Source organism: Micromonospora sp. RHAY321, assembly GCF_023896955.1.
Classification (GTDB): Bacteria; Actinomycetota; Actinomycetes; order Mycobacteriales; family Micromonosporaceae; genus Micromonospora.
This window is the reverse complement of record NZ_JAMHIW010000004.1, coordinates 475,787-489,883: the sequence shown is the minus strand read 5'-3', so window position 1 is coordinate 489,883 and position 14,097 is coordinate 475,787. Positions and strand designations below refer to the sequence as shown.

At 72.9% G+C, this 14,097-nt stretch carries 15 protein-coding genes; 10 read left to right on the top strand and 5 right to left on the bottom strand.

Annotation, left to right across the window (positions count from 1 at the left end; all coding sequences use genetic code 11):
- The first annotated feature begins 34 nt into the window (after positions 1–34).
- The gene (locus M8C17_RS13360; RefSeq protein ID WP_252416746.1) at positions 35–1,135 is read left to right on the top strand and encodes a D-alanine--D-alanine ligase family protein; all 1,101 of its coding nucleotides are present in this window, start codon (positions 35–37) and stop codon (positions 1,133–1,135) included.
- 55 nt (positions 1,136–1,190) lie between these two features.
- Here M8C17_RS13360 and M8C17_RS13355 read toward each other — a convergent pair whose 3' ends face one another.
- Together M8C17_RS13355 and M8C17_RS13350 are read right to left on the bottom strand one after the other, a co-directional pair.
- On the bottom strand, positions 1,191–1,880 hold the full coding sequence (locus M8C17_RS13355) for a DUF3515 family protein (protein WP_374558255.1): 690 nt from the start codon (positions 1,878–1,880) through the stop codon (positions 1,191–1,193).
- Positions 1,881–2,114: an Lrp/AsnC ligand binding domain-containing protein gene (locus M8C17_RS13350; protein ID WP_013284547.1), complete on the bottom strand. Its 234-nt coding sequence runs from the start codon at positions 2,112–2,114 to the stop codon at positions 1,881–1,883.
- 153 nt (positions 2,115–2,267) lie between these two features.
- Between M8C17_RS13350 and M8C17_RS13345 the strand changes: the two genes are divergently transcribed.
- Together M8C17_RS13345 and M8C17_RS13340 are read left to right on the top strand one after the other, a co-directional pair.
- The gene (locus M8C17_RS13345) at positions 2,268–3,200 is read left to right on the top strand and encodes a thiamine-phosphate kinase (protein WP_374558277.1); all 933 of its coding nucleotides are present in this window, start codon (positions 2,268–2,270) and stop codon (positions 3,198–3,200) included.
- Positions 3,201–3,229: 29 nt separating this feature from the next.
- Positions 3,230–3,691: a GNAT family N-acetyltransferase gene (locus M8C17_RS13340; RefSeq protein WP_252416744.1), complete on the top strand. Its 462-nt coding sequence runs from the start codon at positions 3,230–3,232 to the stop codon at positions 3,689–3,691.
- Positions 3,692–3,720: 29 nt separating this feature from the next.
- On the opposite strand, the gene M8C17_RS13335 is transcribed toward M8C17_RS13340, so the two are convergent.
- Together M8C17_RS13335 and rpmB are read right to left on the bottom strand one after the other, a co-directional pair.
- The gene (locus M8C17_RS13335; RefSeq protein WP_252416743.1) at positions 3,721–4,977 is read right to left on the bottom strand and encodes an ATP-grasp domain-containing protein; all 1,257 of its coding nucleotides are present in this window, start codon (positions 4,975–4,977) and stop codon (positions 3,721–3,723) included.
- A gap of 178 nt (positions 4,978–5,155) precedes the next feature.
- On the bottom strand, positions 5,156–5,347 hold the full coding sequence (gene rpmB, locus M8C17_RS13330) for a 50S ribosomal protein L28 (protein ID WP_007456456.1): 192 nt from the start codon (positions 5,345–5,347) through the stop codon (positions 5,156–5,158).
- Positions 5,348–5,643: 296 nt separating this feature from the next.
- Here rpmB and M8C17_RS13325 point away from each other — a divergent pair, with 296 nt between their 5' ends.
- Positions 5,644–7,257, top strand: coding sequence for a DAK2 domain-containing protein (locus M8C17_RS13325; RefSeq protein WP_252416742.1), 1,614 nt, complete (start codon positions 5,644–5,646; stop codon positions 7,255–7,257).
- Positions 7,254–9,452 (top strand): ATP-dependent DNA helicase RecG, encoded by a 2,199-nt coding sequence (gene recG, locus M8C17_RS13320; RefSeq protein WP_252416741.1) that lies wholly within the window; start codon positions 7,254–7,256, stop codon positions 9,450–9,452. The genes M8C17_RS13325 and recG overlap by 4 nt, the downstream gene beginning before the upstream one ends.
- A 132-nt stretch (positions 9,453–9,584) precedes the next feature.
- Here the strand turns inward: recG and M8C17_RS13315 are convergent, their stop codons facing one another.
- Positions 9,585–11,102: a cell wall anchor protein gene (locus tag M8C17_RS13315; protein WP_252416740.1), complete on the bottom strand. Its 1,518-nt coding sequence runs from the start codon at positions 11,100–11,102 to the stop codon at positions 9,585–9,587.
- A 307-nt stretch (positions 11,103–11,409) separates the two neighbouring features.
- Here M8C17_RS13315 and rsmD point away from each other — a divergent pair, with 307 nt between their 5' ends.
- The 5 genes from rsmD (at position 11,410) to rpmF (ending at position 14,066) form a co-directional block, all read left to right on the top strand.
- A complete protein-coding gene (gene rsmD / locus M8C17_RS13310) occupies positions 11,410–11,973 on the top strand; it encodes a 16S rRNA (guanine(966)-N(2))-methyltransferase RsmD (protein ID WP_252416739.1) in 564 nt (187 codons plus the stop codon).
- Positions 11,970–12,452 carry a pantetheine-phosphate adenylyltransferase gene (coaD, locus tag M8C17_RS13305; protein ID WP_252416738.1) on the top strand — a complete coding sequence of 161 codons (483 nt, stop codon included), beginning with the start codon at positions 11,970–11,972 and terminating at the stop codon, positions 12,450–12,452. Before rsmD ends, coaD begins: the two co-directional genes overlap by 4 nt.
- Positions 12,453–12,716: 264 nt before the next feature.
- Entirely contained in the window at positions 12,717–13,214 is a 498-nt protein-coding gene (locus M8C17_RS13300; RefSeq protein ID WP_252416737.1) for a hypothetical protein, read from the top strand.
- Positions 13,215–13,323: 109 nt separating this feature from the next.
- Positions 13,324–13,887: a DUF177 domain-containing protein gene (locus M8C17_RS13295; RefSeq protein WP_252416736.1), complete on the top strand. Its 564-nt coding sequence runs from the start codon at positions 13,324–13,326 to the stop codon at positions 13,885–13,887.
- A gap of 5 nt (positions 13,888–13,892) precedes the next feature.
- Positions 13,893–14,066: a 50S ribosomal protein L32 gene (rpmF, locus tag M8C17_RS13290; protein ID WP_252416735.1), complete on the top strand. Its 174-nt coding sequence runs from the start codon at positions 13,893–13,895 to the stop codon at positions 14,064–14,066.
- Positions 14,067–14,097: the final 31 nt, after the last annotated feature.

Genomic DNA, 14,097 nt, shown 5'->3' with positions numbered 1-14,097 from the left:
ACCAGCCGCAGTCGCGTACGAAGAGGTGACCGGAGTGACCACCCCAGGCAAGACCCGCGTGGCGATCGTCTTCGGCGGCCGCAGCCCGGAGCACGGCATCTCCTGCGTCAGCGCCGGCAGCGTGTTCGGCGCCCTCGACCCGGACGAGTACGAGGTGGTGCCCGTGGGCATCACCCGGGCAGGTCAGTGGGTGTTGACCGACGGCGACCCCGCACAGCTCGCCATCAACGCCCGCCAGCTTCCGGAGATCACCGCCGAGTCCGGCGAGGACATCGTGCTGCGCGCCGACCCCACCGGCAACGGGCTGATGGTGCTCGACCCGACCGAGGGCCCCCGGGCGCTGGCCGACGTGGACGTGGTCTTCCCGGTGCTGCACGGCACGTACGGCGAGGACGGCACCATCCAGGGAATGCTGGAGATGGCCGGCATCCCCTACGTCGGGGCGAACGTGTTCGCCTCCGCCGCCGCGATGGACAAGGAGTTCACCAAGAAGCTCTGCGCGATCGAGGGCATCCCCGTCGGCTCGTACGCGGTGCTGCGCAACGGCATGACGCTCAGCGAGCAGGACAAGGAGCGGCTCGGCCTGCCGGTCTTCGTCAAGCCGTCCCGGGCCGGCTCGTCGTTCGGCATCACCCGGGTCACCGACTGGGCGCAGCTCGACGAGGCGGTCGCCACCGCCCGGCAGTTCGACCCGAAGGTCATCATCGAGGCCGCGATCATCGGCCGCGAGGTCGAGTGCGGGGTGCTGGAGGGCGAGGCCGGCGGCGCGCCCGAGGCCTCCGTGCTGGCCGAGGTGCGGGTCGTCGCCGACCACGACTTCTACGACTTCGAGGCGAAGTACCTCGACGACTCCTGCGAGTACGACATCCCGGCCGGCCTGCCGGAGAGGGTGACCCGCCAGGTGCAGGAGTACGCCGTCCGCGCGTTCACCGCGCTGGACTGCGCCGGCCTGGCCCGCGCCGACTTCTTCGTCACCCCCGAGCTGGACATCTACCTCAACGAGATCAACACGATGCCGGGGTTCACCCCGACGTCGATGTTCCCGCGGATGTGGGCGGCCTCCGGCCTGGAGTACCCGAAGCTGGTCAACCGGCTGATCCGCACCGCCCAGCGACGCGGCGTCGGCCTGCACTGAGCGGCCATCACGACGACGAGCCCGGCCCGCTTCTCCGGGCCGGGCGCCGGTCGGATCAGCTCCGGCAGCCGGCGGGCGGGGTGCCACCGGAGGGCACCGACGCCACGACCGCGTCGGAGACCGGCGACACCCACTGCAACGGCTGCTCGTACGAGCGCGGGACGCGCACCGTGACCGGCGTCTCCCGGTCGACCGTGGTGAGCACGGTCGCGTCGTCCTGCACGACCGAGTGCCAGCAGACCGCGTTCACCCTCCAGACCTCGTCGGTGGCCGGGACGGTCGGCTGCGGGCCGCCGCAGGCCACGGTGAGCGCCGGGTCGCCGTACGCGGCGTTCTGCTCCGGACCGGCGGTGACCGGGCGCTGGTTCAGGTCGCGGATGCTCTGCGGCAGCTGGGAGAGCAGCGCCCGGCAGACCGTGGCCGGGCGGGCGGCCAGCGCCGGGGCGGCCATCTCGACCGGGGCGGTGGACTGCGCCCGTGCGGTGGTCGCCGAGGGGCTCGGCGTGGCGTCCGGCTCGGCCGGGGAGAGCTTGCCGAAGGCCAGCACGGCCACCAGCAGCGTGACCGGCAGGGCGATCAACGTGGCCAGCAGGGCGGCGCCGCGCATGGTCCGGTCCCGCCCGGCCGGCGCGTCGGCGGCCGGCTCGCGGGGACCGTCAGCCGGCCCGGTACCGTCGGCCACGTCGCGCGTCGCGCCGGGCCCGTCGTCGAGAGTCGCGGAGGAGGAGGTCTCGGTCTCGTCCACTTACAGCCGCACCACCGAACACGTGAGGGTGCGAGTGATGCCGGGCACCATCTGCACCTTGCTGACGATGAGTTTTCCGAGTTCGTCGACGGTGTTCGCCTCGGTGAGGACGACCACGTCGTACGGCCCGGTGACGGCGTCGACGCGTACCACGCCGGCAAGGTCCGCGATGAGACCGGCCACGTCACGTGCCCGGCCGACCTCGGTCTGGATGAGGATGTACGCCTGTACCACGACTCGACCTCCGTCCGTCGCCGCCCAGGGGCGGCCCGAAGGGTGAAACTACCTTACGGACCAGGTCTGATCCCTATCGGTGGTCAAGGAGCAGCGGTGAGCGAGCGCGGCGGAGCCGGGCAGAACGGGCAGAGCGCCGGCGGTGGTGCCAGCGTGGCTGCGATCGGCGAGTTCGGGTTGATCGGGCGGATCACCGCCCGGCTGCCGACCGGGCCGTCGACCCTGCTCGGCCCAGGGGACGACGCCGCCGTGGTGGCCGCCCCGGACGGCCGGGTGGCGGCCTCCACCGACGTGCTGGTCGACGGGCGGCACTTCCGGCGGGACTGGTGCTCGGCCCGGGACGTCGGGCACCGCGCCGCCGCGGCCAACCTGGCCGACATCGCCGCGATGGGTGCCACCCCGACCGCCCTGCTGGTCGCCCTCTGCATGCCGGCGGACCTGGACACCAGTTGGGCCGAGGAACTGGCCGACGGGCTGGGCGCCGAGGCGGCCACGGTCGGCGCGAGCGTGGTCGGCGGGGACATGTCGTCCAGTCCCACCCTGACCATCGCAGTCACCGCTCTGGGCGACCTCGGCGGCCGCCCACCCGTGGTGCGCTCCGGTGCCCGCCCCGGCGACGTGCTGGCCCTGGCCGGCCGCACCGGGTACGCGGCGGCCGGACTGACCGTGCTCACCCGTGGCTTCCGTACGCCCCGGCTGCTGGTCGAGGCGTACCGGCGGCCGCAGGTCCCGTACCCGGCCGGGCCGCAGGCCGCCCGGCTCGGCGCCACCTCCATGATCGACGTGTCGGACGGGCTGCTCGCCGACCTCGGGCACGTGGCGACGGCCAGCGGGGTGGCGATCGACGTGCGCCGGGACGCCTTCGAGGTGCCCCGGCAGATGGCCGACGCCGCGCAGGCGCTCGGCGTCGACCCGTACACCTGGATCCTGGCCGGTGGCGAGGACCACGCGCTGGCCGCGACCTTCCCCCCGGCGGTGGCGTTGCCGCCGGGCTGGCGGCAGATCGGCCTGGTCACGGCCGGTGCCGGGGTCACCGTCGACGGTGCCTCGTACGACGGCCCGCGGGGCTGGGACCACTTCCGGTGAGGGCCCGCGCCCGCCGTACCCTGGAAACCGTGAGTGAGATCGAGATTCGGGTGGTGCGGTTCGACGCGCCGGTGGCGCAGCAGCTGATCACTGCCGCACTGGCCGACCTCGGTGCCCGTTACGGCGGCACCGGCGACGACACCCCCGTGGACGCGGCCGAGTTCGAGCCGCCGGACGGCGCATTCCTCGTCGCCTACCTGGCCGGCGAACCGGTCGGCTGCGGTGGCTGGCGCAGCCACGGCGCGGACACGGCGGAGCTGAAGCGGATGTACACCGCCCCGACGGCCCGTGGGCGGGGTGTGGCGCGCGCGGTGCTGGCCGCCGTCGAGCGCTCGGCTCGCGAGCAGGGCCGCAAGCGGCTGGTCCTGGAGTGCGGGGACAAGCAGCCCGAGGCGATCGCCATGTACACGTCCGCCGGCTACGAGCAGATCCCGAACTTCGGCTTCTACAAGGACGCGGAGGGCTGCGTCTCCTTCGGCCGCACCCTCTGATCCGGCCGGTCCAGCCCGCCGGTCGGCTGTCAGCCCGTGGTGATCCGGATCTCTCCCGCCGCCCGGGTGACGGCGTCGGTCGCCTCCGCCGGGTCGGCGCCCCAGGCCAGGACCTGGCCGCTGCGCCGGGTCGACGAGGTGACCTCCTGCACCTGGTCGCCGACCGTCACGCCCACCGTGACGTCCAGCACGCCGGACACCCGGCGGGCGGCGCGCACCCCGTCCACGGCGGTGACCGTGCCGGGCGCGGGGAGCAGGAACTCCACCGCCGCCGCGCCGGTCGGCCGTGCCGGCAGGGCGGGCCGTTCGCCGCGCAGCGTCCGCAGGTACGCCCCGACGAACCCGCACTCGTAGGAGACCGAGACCAGTGAGCTGATCAGGTCACCGGGCAGCCGGGCGGCGCACTCCACCAACGCGGGGCCGTCGGCGGTGCGGATCCACTCGCTGTGCAGCACGCCGGTGCGGAAACCGGCGGCGCCGGCCAGTCGGGTGGCGACGTCGAGCAACTCCCGCCGGGCATCCTCGGGCAGCGCGGACGGCACCGTGTGGCCGGTCTCCACCGGCCTTGCGCCGGCCAGCACCCGCTTGTCGGTGACGTTGCCGAAGCGCACCTCGCCGTCGGCCACCAGCAGCTCGACGCTGTGCTCGGTGCCGATCAGCACCTGCTCGGCGAGGACGGCCGTGGGCAGGCCCCGGGCGGTGGTGTCGGGGGATGCCTCCGGGTCGGCGCTGGCAGCCCAGGCGGCGGCGATCAGCGCCGGATCGGTGACGATCTGCACGCCGAGGCTGCCGGCCCGCCGGGTCGGCTTCAGCACGCACCGCCCACCGTGCCGCTGGGCGAACGCGGTCGCCTCGGCGGCGGTGCCCACCAGCGCGAACGCCGGGTTGGTCAGGCCGGCGGCCGAGGCGAGCATCCGCATCCGGTGCTTGTCGGTGAAGATCTCGGCGGCCTTGACGCCGGCACCGGGCAGGCCGAGCGCGTCGGCCAACCGAGCCGCCGCGACCACCGCGTACTCCTGGCCGGGCACCACCAGACGCGCGGCGGCCAGCCCCGGCTCCCGGGCGAGCAGTGCCGCCGGGTCCAGGCCGGTCTGGTACTCGGCCGCCACCACACGCGAGACGAACGGCAGCGCGGCGCAGTGCCGCTCCAGGTCACGGCTGCGGATCAGGTCGGGTTCCTCGAGCAACACCACACTGTCGGCGGGCAGCAGATCGCCGAGCCCTCGCAGCAGGTCCAGCGCGGAGCCCACCATGACCATCTCGTCCCGGCCCAGGTCCAGCTGCACCGTCACCCCTTCCGTCCGCGCCGGACCGGACGCCCGACGCAGCGCGACCCTAACCGGGCGCCGGCCCGGGTCGGCCCGCCGCGTCGCCTAGTCGTCAGCGACCTCGCCCGGACACGACAGAGCCGGCGGACCACAGGGTCCGCCGGCTGAGCCGAACGAGAAGGTGGGTGCTACCGCGTCAGGCGCGGGTGACCTTGCCGGCCTTGATGCACGAGGTGCAGACCTGCAACTTCTTGGTGTTGCCGCCACCGGCCGGGGTACGCACCGACTGGATGTTCGGGTTCCAGCGGCGGTTGGTCCGCCGGTGCGAGTGGGACACGTTGTGGCCGAAGCCCGGTCCCTTGCCACAGACGTCGCACACGCTAGCCACGGGATACTCCTGGGATTGAAACGTTCATGAGGTCGCCGGCAGGTGCTGCCCGGGCAACCTGGTCAGGTTACCCGATGACCTGCCGACACGGCCAACCGGCCCGGCGGGGCAACCGCCCGCGCCGCGGCCCGCCGGTGGTGCTGGTCACTTCTGCGGTCTGGCGGACCGGTCCGGCCGCAACGCTACCCGACGCTCCACCCCGACCACCGGCGCCCGGATCACCGCCCGCGGTGGAGGCGGGCCGGACACGCCGACGAGTCCGACGCGTGTCGGTGCGCGCCAGTAGGCTTCTGGCCGTGCTGGACACCCTCGACGCCGCCGCGGTCCGCCGCTGGTGCGCGAGCGGGCTGGCCGCGCTGAAGCGCCACCAGGGTGAGATCGACCAGCTCAACGTCTATCCGGTGCCCGACGGCGACACGGGCACCAACCTGGTGCTCACCCTCACCTCGGCCCAGCAGGCCCTGGCGATGGACCTGGACACCCTTCCGGACAGCGGGCCGACGGCCCACGGGCACGCGTTGCGGCTGATGGCCCAGGGCGCGCTGCTCGGCGCGCGCGGCAACTCCGGGGTGATCCTCTCGCAGATCCTGCGCGGCTTCGCCGACGCGGTCGCCGCCGCGCCGGCGGTGCGTGGCCGGGAGCTGGCCGCCGCGTTGCGGGCCGGCACCGCCGCGGCGTACACGGCGGTCGCCCGGCCGGTGGAGGGCACCCTGCTCACCGTGGTCGGCGCGGCCGCCCTCGCGGCGGAGCACGCCGACAGCGACGACCTGCCGGCGGTGGCCCGGGCGGCGGCGCGGGCGTCGGCCGAGGCGCTCGCCCGGACCCCCGAGCAGCTGCCGGCCCTGGCCCGCGCCGGCGTGGTCGACGCGGGCGGCCGGGGGCTCTGCGTGCTGCTGGACGCCCTGGTCGAGGTGCTCACGGGGGAGGTCGCCTCCCGGCTCGCGCCGGCGCCGCGCACCGCCCGGCCGGCGGCCACCGTCGCCCGGGAGACCGGCTCCGACGAGTACGCCTACGAGGTGCAGTTCCTCCTCGACGCCGGAGCGGAGGCGGTGGCCGGGATGCGCCGGGCGCTGGACGCGCTGGGCGACTCGCTGGTGGTCGTCGGCGACGGGCGCGAGCCGGAAGGCACCTGGAACGTGCACGTGCACGTCAACGACGTGGGTGCGGCCGTCGAGGCGGGGGTCGTCGCCGGTCGCCCATACCGCATCTCGGTGACCCGCTTCGCCGACCAGCCGGAGCCGTTCGCCGGCCCGGCGACGGACGGCCGGGCCGCCGTGGTGGTGGCCACCGGCGTCGGCATCGCCGGGCTCTTCGCCGCGGAGGGCGCCACCGTCGTGCCGGGCAACCCGTCCACCGGCGAGCTGCTGGACGCGGTGCGCAGCACCGGCGCGGCCCGGGTGGTGGTGCTGCCCAACGACCCCAACACCGAGGCGGTGGCGAGCGCGGCGGCCCGCGAGGCACACGCGTACGGCATCAAGGTGAGCGTGGTGCCGACCCGCTCGCCGGTGCAGGCGCTGGCCGCCCTCGCGGTCCGCGACGGCGGCCGCCGCTTCGAGGACGACGTGATCGCCATGGCCGAGGCGGCCGGGGCCTGCCGCTACGCCGAGGTCTGCCACGCCAGCCGGGAGGCGCTGACCGTCGCCGGCCCGTGCCGCCCCGGCGACGTGCTGGCGCTGGTCGAGGGGGAGGTGCACCTCATCGGCACCGACCTGACCGACACCTGCGCGGCCGTGGTCGACCGCATGCTCGGCGGTGGCGGGGAGCTGGTCACCCTGCTGGCCGGGGTGGATGCCCCCGCCGGGCTCACCGATGCCGTCCGCGCGCACGTCGCGCGGCGCTGGCCGTTCGTCGAGGTGCAGGCGTACCCGGGCGGCCAGCCGTACTATCCGCTCCTGGTGGGGGTCGAATGAGCGAGCCGTCCACGGTGGACACTCCGCTGAAGAAGCTGGTCGGGGACAAGACGGCCAAGGCGCTCGCCTCCCACCTCGACCTGCACACCGCGGGTGACCTGGTCTACCACTTCCCGCGCCGCTACGACGAGCGCGGCGAGCACACCGACATCCGCTCGCTCGACGTGGGCGAGCAGGTCACCGTGCTGGCCCAGGTGCAGCGCACCGCCGTGCGCCCGATGCGCCAGCGCCGGGGCAACCTGCTGGAGGTGACCGTCGGCGACAACTCCGGCGGGCTGCTGACGCTGACCTTCTTCGGCAACCAGGCGTGGCGCGAGCGGGAGCTGCGTCCCGGCCGGTGGGGGCTGTTCGCCGGCAAGGTCACCGAGTTCCGCGGCAAGCGCCAGCTCAACGGCCCGGAGTACGTCCTGCTCGGCGAGGGCGGCGAGGGCGAGGCGGCGGTCAGCGACGAGATCGAGGAGTTCGCCGGCGCGCTGATCCCGGTCTACCCGGCCGCCGCGGCCGTGCCGACCTGGGTGATCGCCCGCTGCGTGCGGGTCGTGCTGGACACCTTCACCCCGCCGGAGGACCCGGTGCCGGCCAGCGTGCGGGCCAGCCGCAAGCTGGTGGAGCTGGGCAGCGCCCTGCGGGAGATCCACCGGCCGTCCAGCAAGGAGGAGCTCTACCGGGCGCGGCACCGGCTCAAGTGGGACGAGGCGTTCGCCGTGCAGTTGACCCTGGTGCAGCGCAAGCACCGGGCCGCCGACTGGCCGGCCCGGCCCCGCCCCGCGCGTGCCGGAGGGCTGCTGGACGCCTTCGACGCCCGCCTGCCGTACGAGCTGACCGCCGGTCAACGCGAGGTCGGCGTGGAGATCGCGGCCGACCTCGCCGTTCCGCACCCGATGCACCGGCTGTTGCAGGGCGAGGTGGGTTCGGGCAAGACGGTCGTGGCGTTGCGGGCGATGCTCCAGGTGGTCGACGCCGGCGGCCAGGCGGCGCTGCTGGCGCCGACCGAGGTGCTGGCCGCGCAACACCACCGGGGCATGCTCGACCTGCTCGGGCCCCTCGGCCGTGCCGGCGAGCTGGATTCCGCCGAGCACGCCACCCGCGTCGAGCTGGTCACCGGCTCGTTGGGCGCGGCGGCCCGCCGTCGCGCACTCGGCGAGGTCGCCAGCGGCGCCGCCGGCATCGTGCTGGGCACCCACGCGCTGCTGTACGAGGGGGTCGACTTCGCCGACCTCGGCCTGGTGGTCGTCGACGAGCAGCACCGCTTCGGGGTGGAGCAGCGCGACGCGCTGCGGGCCAAGGCCGACCAGCCGCCGCACGTGCTGGTGATGACCGCCACCCCGATCCCGCGCACCGTGGCGATGACCGTCTACGGCGACCTGGAGGTCTCCACCCTCTCCCAGCTGCCCCGTGGCCGCTCGCCCATCGCCTCGCACGTGGTGCCGGCCGCCGAGAGACCGGCCTTCCTGGACCGGGCGTGGCGCCGGCTGCGCGAGGAGGTGGCCGCCGGCCACCAGGCGTACGTGGTGTGCCCGCGGATCGGGGACGGTCCTGCCTCCGAGGAGGAGCCGCCGCCGGTGGACGACAACGGGCGACGGCCGCCGCTCGCGGTGACCGAGGTGGCTCCGCTGCTGGCCGAGGGGCCGCTGAACGGGCTGCGGATCGGGGTGCTGCACGGCCGCCTGCCGGCCGACGAGAAGGACGCGGTGATGCGCTCCTTCGCCGCCGGCGACCTGGACGTGCTGGTGGCGACGACCGTGATCGAGGTCGGCGTGGACGTACCCAACGCGACCGTGATGATCGTGCTGGACGCCGACCGGTTCGGTGTCTCCCAGCTGCACCAGCTGCGTGGCCGGGTCGGCCGGGGTGCGGCTGCCGGGCTCTGCCTGCTGGTCAGCGAGGCGGCCGAGGGATCGTCGGCTCGGGAACGGCTGGACGCGGTCGCCTCGACCGGCGACGGCTTCAAGCTCGCCGAGCTGGATCTGGAGCAGCGCCGCGAGGGCGACGTGCTGGGCGCCACCCAGTCCGGCCGGCGCTCGCACCTGCGGCTGCTGTCCCTGCTGCGCGACGCCGACCTGATTCGCGACGCCCGGGCCGAGGCGATCGCCCTGGTCGAGGAGGATCCGGAGCTGACCCGCAACCCGGCGCTGGCCGCGTCGGTCGCGGCCCTGGTCGACGAGGACCGCGCGGAGTACCTGGAGAAGGGCTGACGATCGGCCCGACCGTCGGCGCTTTTTCGAGTTGTCGTGCATCGAGCCATGTCCGGCGCGTGCCGGGCGGGGAAACGCCGAGGGCGCGCCGACCGGATGGTCGACGCGCCCTCGGGTTCAGCGCAGTTCAGGTCAGGCGGTGAAGGTCACCCGACGACGCCGTGCGATGACGAAGAGCACCGCGCCCGCGATCAGCAGGGCGATGGCACCGGCGGCGATGCCGCCCGCCGCCGCACCGGTGACCGGGAGGCCCGGCTCCTCGCCGCCGGCGCCCCCGCCGCCGCAGTTCTCCTCCGGCGCGTAGGCCGCCTGCAGCTCGAGGTCCAGGTCAGGCAGGGCGACCAGAGCGGTCTCGGCCTTGCCGGCCTTGAAGGTCACCGTCTCCGACGAATCCGCCGCGACCGTACGGGTCTCGGTCTTGTCGCCGTAGGTGAAGGTGGCCTTCACCGGGAGACCGCCCTTGGGGTTGGTCACGGTGAGAGCGAAGTTCTTGCAGTCGGCCTTGGTGGTCACGGCCGGCAGCGGGCAGTCCTCGGGGCGCTGCCACGAGTACGTGCCGTTCTCGATCACCTCGCCGTCGACCAGCACCTCGATCTTGCCGGCGTCGGCGGCCGGAACCACGATGCTGGTGTCGGCCTTGCCGGCCGCGACGGAGACCTTCTTGGAGAAGCCGTTCTCGCCCTTGACCTCGAACTCGACCGCGTACTTGCTGATCTTGCCGTCGTTGGTCAGCGAGACCGCCACCGAACCGTCGCAGGCGGACGCGAAGGTCGAGGCCGGGGTGGTGCAGCTCTTGTCCCCGCCGTTGTACCAGCCCTGCGGGCCGGAGGAACGGTTACCCGGCGCGCCCGGCGAACCCAGCTTCTTGTTGTCGTACCGCTTGCCGCCCTCGACCAGCGGGTCGATGACCTGCTCCACGTCGCCCCAGATCAGGTCGACCTGGGTGTGGCAGTCCGGGATCTCGACGTTCAGCTTGATCTCGGTCTGGGTGCCGCTGATGAAGTCGCTGTCCGGCGTCCCGTACACGTACTGCGGGGTGGCGAACTGCGGCCGCGGCGCGAAGTACGACACGAGCGTGAACCACTGCTTGCCCTCGCCGCAGAGCGGCAGGTCACCGTCGAGCTTGACGGTGGCGGTCCCCTTCGGACCGTCGAACGTGTGGCTGTACTTGGCCTTGTCGGCGTCGATGCACTTCGGCGCCGGCGTGCAGGAGCTGTCGGCGGCGAGGTTGATGCTGCCGTCGTTGGTGTTCTTCTCGGTCTTCTGGCCCTCCTTGAACCACCTGCCGTGCACCGTCAGCTTGGCGCTGGCGGTGTTGCCGGGCACGCGCTGGGTAGCCTCCACGGAGGAGCCCTCGGGGATGACCCAGCCCTCCAGCGGGACCGTCTTCCCGCCCTCCATGGCCACGGTCACGGGGGTGTTCGGCTCGGCGATCACCTTGTGGAGCGTCGCGCCCTTGTTGACCTCGCTGTTCACCACCTTCCAGGTGATCACGCGCTCACCGGTGAGTCGGTCACAGCCGGCGGTGGCACTGATCGTGGTGTGGTGGGCGCTGGCTGGGGCGGCCACCGCGACGGCCCCGGTGAGCCCGATGAGGGCGGCTCCCAGGACGGCCAGCGGTCGCCGGAGCGACAGCTTGGGACGGATCACGGGTACTCCTGGAGTGCTGAAGCGTCGGGGTGTGTGGCACGGGAGCGCAGTGGACGGACGGTAGCTGCACGTCCGCTGTTGGGTGCTCTCCCGAGCCGTGAGCCGGCGGGTGGCCGCCGACACCCGGCCGACCCTAGCGAGATCGTCGCGGGTGATACAGCCCTCAGGATTCGCTAAGACTGATGTTATGAATGTGAGATCATTGATATACGAATAGTGATTATGTGCTCGCCCAGGTGATACCGATGGTGTTGGTCGGTGCCTCCGTCGGCTCGCGTAGCGTCGGTGTCATGAGCAGGAGGAGACGGTGACCCGGATCGTGGCCGGGACGCTCGGCGGCCGGCGGATCGCCGCGCCGCCCGGCGCCGGCACCCGACCCACCTCCGACCGGGTCCGGGAGGCGCTGTTCAGTGCCGTCCAGGCCGAGGTCGACCTCGACGGTGCCCGCTTCGCCGACCTGTACGCCGGTTCCGGCGCCGTCGGGCTGGAGGCGCTCTCCCGGGGTGCCCGGCACGTCCTGCTGGTCGAGTCCGACTCTCGGGCGGCCCGGGTGATCCGGGAGAACGTGGCGGCCCTGCGGGCGGGCGCCGCCGTCCACCTGGTGACCGGCAAGGTGGCGACGGTGCTGGCCGCCGGCCCGGACGATGGGCCGTACGACGTGGTCTTCGCCGACCCGCCGTACGCCGTGCCGGACGCGGAGATCACCGCGCTGCAGACGACGCTGGTCGACGGTGGCTGGCTGGCGCCCGACGCGCTGGTGGTGGTGGAGCGGTCCAGCCGCACCGGGCCGGTCGACTGGGTGGACGGGATCACTGCCGAGCGCAGTCGCCGTTACGGCGAGACCACCCTTTGGTACGGTCGCCGATCATGAGACGTGCGGTGTGTCCCGGCTCGTTCGATCCGGTCACGAACGGACACCTCGACATCATCGGCAGGGCCAGCCGGCTCTTCGACGAGGTGATCGTCGGCGTGCTGGTGAACCAGTCGAAGAGTGGCCTGTTCACCGTCGAGGAGCGCATCGACATGCTCCGCGAGGTGACGGCCTCGTACGGCAACGTGCGGGTCGAGTCGTTCCGGGGGCTGCTGGTCGACTTCTGCCGGGCCCAGCAGGCGAGCGTGCTGATCAAGGGCCTGCGGGCGGTCAGCGACTTCGACTACGAGTTGCAGATGGCCCAGATGAACATCGGGCTGGCCGGCGTCGAGACGTTGTTCATGCCGACCAACCCGCTCTACTCGTTCCTCTCCTCCAGCCTCGTCAAGGACGTCGCCAAGTGGGGCGGGGACATCTCCGCCCACGTTCCCGACCCGGTCCGGGAAGCCCTCCAGTCCCGCCTCGGCCCCCGCCCGTAACCCCTCCCTGCCTCCTCCGCGTCCCGCCGATCGCGCGCCTGCGGTCGATGGATCGTGCGCCTCTGCGGCATTTGCCCCGCGAGAGGGTGCGGAATCGACGAGGGTCTGGTTCGCTGCGGTCGCGCAACGCGATGGTGTCGCGACGCGCCGGGTTGGGGTGGATGGGGCACGTGTGGGGCGAGCACGCCATGATTGGTAGAGCGGGGAACCGGCCGTAGCCCGCATCATGGAGGTCGGCCGACGAACGACAGGGAGTGAGGACCGGTGGACCCGCTCGATCGCATCGACGAACTGATCACCATGGTGGAGCAGGCCCGCTCCGTCCCCATGTCGCGCAACAACTGCATGGTCGACCGGGGTGAGATGATCGCTGCCCTCGACGAGATGCGCGCCGACCTCCCCGCCGACCTGCGTCGCGCCGCCGCGCTGCTGGAGGAACGCGACAAGATCATGGAAGCCGGCAAGCGCGAGGCCGACCGGATCATCAGCGAGGGTGAGGCGGAACACGCCCGCCTGGTCTCGGTGAACGAGATCACTGTGTCGGCCGAGCACGAGGGCGCCCGGATCATCGCCGAGGCGCGGGCCGAGGCGCAGCGCCTGCGGGAGGAGGTCGACGACTACGTCGACACCGCTCTGGCCAACTTCGAGCAGTTCCTCACCCGGGCGCTCGCCTCGATAGAGCGCGGCCGGGACAAGATGCACGCGCTGCGGGAGATCGGCACCTTCGCTGGGGATGAGGCGGAACGCCCGCTACCCTTCTGAGCGGCACTTCACCAGCCGACATGCTTAGGCGGCGTCGCCCCCGGTTCGACTGTCGGGCGGTCGTCCAGGTAACCTTTTTTGTCGGCCTCACACCGGCCGGAGTCTAACTATGCCCAAGCACTCGCCATCGACACTCGACCCCAGGTCGCCGCTGGTCCTCGACACGAGGGACCTGCCGCGCCGCCCTGGCGCGTTGCGTGAGGTCCAGCGGGTCGTGCCGGCACCGGCGGACCTCGGCGTGGAGTTGATCGGCGTGCCGGAGGGCGCGGACCTCGACCTCAACCTGAGGTTGCAGTCGGTGTCCGAGGGCGTGCTCGTCTCCGGGACCATCACCGGTCCCGTCCGGGGCGAGTGCGGCCGTTGCCTGCGCGAGATCAACGACTCGATGGCCGTGACGATCCAGGAGCTGTACGCGTACGAGAACAGCACCACGGACGTCACGACCGACGAGGACGAGGTGGGCCGGATGCAGGGCGATCTGATCGACCTGGAGCCGGCGCTGCGGGACGCGTTGGTGCTCACGCTGCCGACCAACCCGCTCTGCCGGGAGGACTGCCCAGGACTGTGCCCCGACTGCGGGGCGCACTGGGACGATCTGCCGGCCGACCACAGTCACCAGCAGATCGACCCGCGTTGGGTAGGCCTGTCGCAACTGACCCGTACAGAGGAGTAAGAACCGTGGCCGTCCCGAAGCGCAAGATGTCGCGCAGCAACACCCGGTCCCGCCGGGCGAACTGGAAGGCGACCGTGGTCGCGACCATCGCGTGCCCGCAGTGCAAGTCCCCGAAGCTGCCGCACGCCGCCTGCTCCGTCTGCGGCACCTACAACGGCCGCCAGGTTCTCGAGGTCTGACCTGGACGCCGAGTGACGCCCCCGACCCCAG

What these genes read in the sequence shown, in the direction of transcription:
- M8C17_RS13295 (WP_252416736.1), top strand. Translation starts at nt 13,324, where the DNA reads ATGCCCAAGCACTCGCCATCGACACTCGACCCCAGGTCGCCGCTGGTC.
- coaD (WP_252416738.1), top strand. Translation starts at nt 11,970, where the DNA reads ATGAGACGTGCGGTGTGTCCCGGCTCGTTCGATCCGGTCACGAACGGA.
- recG (WP_252416741.1), top strand. Translation starts at nt 7,254, where the DNA reads ATGAGCGAGCCGTCCACGGTGGACACTCCGCTGAAGAAGCTGGTCGGG.